Annotated in this window: 4 protein-coding genes; all 4 read right to left on the reverse strand. The window is 59.8% G+C overall.

Translation table 11 applies throughout. From position 1 onward, the window contains the following. The coding region (locus NKI05_RS31970; RefSeq protein ID WP_352794216.1) for an FAD-dependent oxidoreductase at positions 1–147 on the reverse strand (147 nt) is incomplete at its 3' end. Positions 148–226: 79 nt separating this feature from the next. Further along, the gene (locus NKI05_RS31975; RefSeq protein WP_352794210.1) at positions 227–1,609 is read right to left on the reverse strand and encodes an amidohydrolase family protein; all 1,383 of its coding nucleotides are present in this window, start codon (positions 1,607–1,609) and stop codon (positions 227–229) included. Between the two features lie 280 nt (positions 1,610–1,889). Then, a complete protein-coding gene (locus tag NKI05_RS31980) occupies positions 1,890–3,266 on the reverse strand; it encodes an aminotransferase family protein (protein ID WP_352794212.1) in 1,377 nt (458 codons plus the stop codon). 67 nt (positions 3,267–3,333) lie between these two features. Continuing rightward, on the reverse strand, positions 3,334–4,727 hold a 1,394-nt coding region (locus NKI05_RS31985; protein WP_352794214.1), incomplete at its 5' end, for an MmgE/PrpD family protein.

The raw sequence follows: 4,727 nt of genomic DNA on the forward strand, positions 1-4,727 counted from the left end.
AACAACTTCCTCGGACCGAGCTGCGCCACCAATGACATTGCGACCCTCGAGCACCAGCACCTTCAGGCCGGCTTTCGCCAGGTAGCAGCTGCAAGCAAGACCGTTATTGCCGGCGCCAATCACAATCGCATCATAATTCTTTTGCATTATCGTCGGCCCTAAACTGTTTTTATCCTGGGAGGCGCACCTGAGCACCCTGCTCACGCGCGCTGATCGCGTTATATTCTCAGGCGGCGGAGAGCCTATCAGCCAAAAGATCACGCTGGCGCATGGCTTCGGCAAGGATTTCATCCTGATCCATCGTGGTGAGGCGGCCCTTTTCCATGACGACCTTGCCATCGATGAGAACTGTATTGACCGGGATCATCGAGGAGGACAGCGATAACAGGATGCCCATATCGTCGCGCCAGGAATAATGGGTGATGTCGCGAGCTTCCCGGATGACCACATCGGCGCGCTTGCCCACGACCAGGCTGCCCAGCCTGTCACCGAGGCCTACGTTTCTCGCAGCATCGATCGTCTGCATGTAAAATGGATCGGAGTCATTCAGTCTGTCCCCAACCAGTCTCGATAGATAGAGGCTCATGAGGCCGGCGATCCCGATCGGATGGATCATGATCGTGTCGACACCGAGCGAAACACTTGCACCCTTGCGGTAGAGATGCGGAAACCAGCATTTATGCGGTGGCGTAATCCGATAGGCCATCGCATTGTTGGGACACCAGGAAAGGCCCGGCTTCATCGCCAAGATGAGCTCGATGTCCTGTTCGTCAAGCATGTTCATATGCGCGAGCGTCGTGTTTGGCCCAAGGGCTCCGAGTCGGTGCATACGGACCGTGCCGTCGTCACCAAACCTCCTTCGCTCGCCCGCGTCGTCGTCGGGCTCGAATGCCTGGTGGGCCCAGAAGATCGCGTTCGATTCGGCGGCCAGTCTCACCGCTTCCCGGATGAGCTCGTCCGTGCTGGTTGACCCTCCGCACAGACCGACATAGCCGCGTACCAACGCATTGTCGTCCTTGTTGCGCGCGAGTTCGCGCTTGCACTGGTCGATAACCCGCCTCGCGTCGGCCGGCGCACGCCGCATCAGCGTCTCGTTCAGCCCATACCCGTCGTTCATGGCGGACGACATATCGTCCCATCCCCATGGTGCGGTCACCATTCCCCGCACACCGCACCTGGTCATCGTTTCGGCAAACGCATCCGTTTCGAAGACGGTGGCTGACTCGAAGTACAGGGTGAAGCCACGTTGTAACATCGAGCAGGCGGCCGCGGCCGTGTAGGCGGCGGTTATGTCGGGGTCAGTTGCTGCCTTCATGCTGGAGTAGTTCACTTTGCTGGCAGTGCCCGACAGCGGCGAGAACGGCGCTCCGTGATAGGCCGTTCCCGTCGAATGAAAATGGGTTTCAATGAAGCCCGGGTGGACCAAAGCGCCCTGAGCGTCGATCTTGCGCGTTGCATCATACGCCGGCAAAATTTCTTGCTCGCGACCTATCCCGACCACTACGCCATCAGAAATTGCTATGGCCCCCGGTTGATAATGAGGCTGAGTTCTGTCTCCGGTAAAAATATCACCGTTGATGATGAGAGTGTCGACGGTCTGCTTGTGCATTGTTTCAACCTTCTTATGTAATGTTTCAACCTTTGGCGAAGCCATCCCACTTCGTGCGGCGGGATACCTAACTTGGTAGCTCTAGCGGGCGGATCATCCGGTCGGCGCCGTTCGTGCTGACGCGCACGATGCCCCCATAACGCCTTTTGGCTCGACGAGCCCGTCGCTGGTTCGATGATGCAGTTGTCCAGCATCATGCCGGCGCTGCCTGGCTGTGCAGAGGATTGGCTGCACACCGGCCATGGATTGCGTCGAGGTAGGATGGATACGCGCGCCCGCCTCATCGGTTCTCGCTCTCAAAAACCCGGAACGTCTCAGTGAGAAGCTCCATGAAGAGGTCGATTTCCGGCTCGGTTATGATGAGCGGAGGAGCTGCCATTATCCATTCCCCGAACTTTCCGCTGGCGGCGCGGCGCGCGTAGAGATGCAGCCCGAGTTCGCGGGCGATCTCCGAAACGCGATAGGACGCCTGCTTGGCTGCGGGAAAAATCGCCTTGGTTGCCTGATCCTCAACGATCTCCACTGCGTTGATGAGGCCCATTCCCCGCACGTCGCCGACCGTGGTGCTCTGATCCTTCAGTGCGTGGAGCTTTCGGCGCAGCATAACGCCCATCCGCTCCGCATTGCCCATCAGATCGTGGTCGAGCATCTCCTTGAGAACCGCGACACCAATTGCCGACGAGAGGGGATTTCCGGCATAGGTGTGGCCGTGCAAGAAACCGCCGGACTCGGCGACCTTATCGACAATCCTGTTGGGAGCGATCATGGCGCCAAGCGGCGTATAGCCGGCGCTCAAGCCTTTGGCGCAGACGACGAGGTCGGGCAAGGCGTTTGGCCAATGATGAGCGGCGAGGAAGGTCCCGGTTCGGCCGGCGCCACACATCACCTCATCGAAGACCAGCAGAACGCCATAGCGATCGCAAATCTCCCGGACTTTGGAATAATAATTATCCGGCGCGACCAACGCGCCGGTCGCGACACCGCCGACCGGCTCCATGATGAAGGCGAGCACCGTCTCCTCGCCTTCCGCAAGGATCTGCTGTTCAAGCGCGTCCGCGCAGTAGTCGGCATAGGAACCGACATCAAAGCCTTCAGGGAGGCGATAGCTCAGTGGCGCTGGCACCTTGGGCATTATCTGCATGATCGGGCCGAACATCTCGTCCCGGTCCGGATCGCCGGTGACAGCAGCGGCGCCAAGCGTCGCGCCGTGATAACCCGGCATGCGCGCAAGGATTTTCCAGCGCTTCGGCTGCCCGCTGGCCACGGCGTATTGGCGCGCGAGCTTGATGGCGGATTCGACTGCTTCCGAACCGCCGGAAACGGGGAAAGCCTGATCGAACCCAGGGCCCGCGAGGTCCGCGATCATCCTGCATAGCGTATCGGTTGATTCACTGTAAAACGAGGCATAGCTGATGCGATTGGCCTGGTCGATCATCGCATCGCGGACGCGCTCGTTCCCATGGCCGAGATTGACAACGAGCGCGCCGGATGAACCCTCGAGATAGCGCTTGCCGTTGGTATCCCAGAAGAAGATACCCTTCCCATGCGACACCTTGAACGTTCCGGGGGCTCCGCGTGAGCCGGCGTAGAACCTGTCGAATGCATTCTGAACGGGTTTCGGTAGAACGATACTCTGAGTGGACATTTGCAACCTCATCCTGAGTGGCTCATCGGTGTGAAGAAGGGCGCGGCCTGGTTCGCGATGGCGCACCCCCGCGCGGAGATCACGTCATGGCGCAAGGCTTCAGTGCGTCGCGGACGGAGAGGCCCTCCAATTCGAGGAGGGCCTCCTTCAGACGCGCGGCATTGATAGCGCCAATGACGGGGCTAGCCAGCGTGAGGAACTTCGCTTCTACTTCCGCCTGTCCAAAAGCGGGCCCGCCGGGGGCGCCGGTTGGAACCTCGGCCTGGGCGGAAAGCGTTTTGCCATTCTGGAGGGTGACGCTGACGCGGGCCGGCAGGAGCCTTTGCGCATAAAATACCTCATCGGCACCGGCGAAGGTTGAAAGGCTGATCCGTGCCGCGGTTTGCTTAACACCTTCATCAGTCAGGTCGTCTTCGCGGAGGCCGGTCGCGGAGGACTTGTCGTGCAGTTCGAGCGCGAGCGCATAGGGGATATGAAATGCCGCCTCTATGGTGGATTGCGGCCAGGGGCCATTAAAGTCGCGAACGAACTCGCTCACGGTTTCGACATGAATGCCCCTGATGTCGGCATGGCCGAAACGATGGCGTGTCTGCAGCGCCCGCAGGCAGTCGATCGCGGTGTGGATCCAGCGGCAGACGCCATAAGGTTTGAAGCCGGTCTCAAGGATGAAGTAGCGCTCTCCCCACCGGTCAAGCATGTCCTGGGGTTCAAATCGGTCGGAACCGGCCATGGCCCAGAAGCTGTCGTCACCGTCGAAGATGGTGTGGTTCCCGTGGAAACCTTCGCGTACTAGGTCCACCGCAGTGATGGCTCCCTTGTTCGCCCACCCGTAATTATTCTTCAAAAAGCTCATCGGCCGCGAAGAGAATTTGCTCCCAAAGGGAAGCGGAGCATGCATCGGCGTCAGCCCATACGCATCGGCAATTTGCACGGCGCTGAAGCGGCGCAACAGGCTTGTTGCCGTGCAGGCGCCAAAAATCTGCCAAGTCGCAAGGCCGTTAACGTGGCGGCTGCGATCTTCGGTAGGCCGAATGGCCGTGCCAAGACGCAGCGACATTTCATAGCCACCGACAATCGCGGCGATCAGCGCCTTGCCGGAGCTGTTTACCTCTTCGGCAACGGCGAGCGCAGCCGGGATAATGGAGTTGCCGGGATGCCCGAAAAGGACGTAGGAATCATCCAGGCTAAGCATGCTCGCGCTGTGCCCATTGGCATGAGCGGCATTGGCAGGATGGAAGCACAGTGACGTGCCGAAAACAGTGCTGGGACCACCGGAATCGATACGCGCGAGATAGGGCGTCATTTGTCTCGCCCCGCGGCTAGTGCTTCCCGCGATCATGCAGCCGACATGGTCGAGGACGAGAAGCTTCGCCTTCTCGACTACTGCTGCCGGCAGTTCGGCGTAGGTGAGGCTGGCGACCGTATCGGCAACGTCTTGTGTCAGCGACATAGGTTCAAACCGCAATGAGGAAC

Source organism: Mesorhizobium sp. M0771 (genome assembly GCF_040320155.1).
GTDB lineage: Bacteria > Pseudomonadota > Alphaproteobacteria > Rhizobiales > Rhizobiaceae > Mesorhizobium.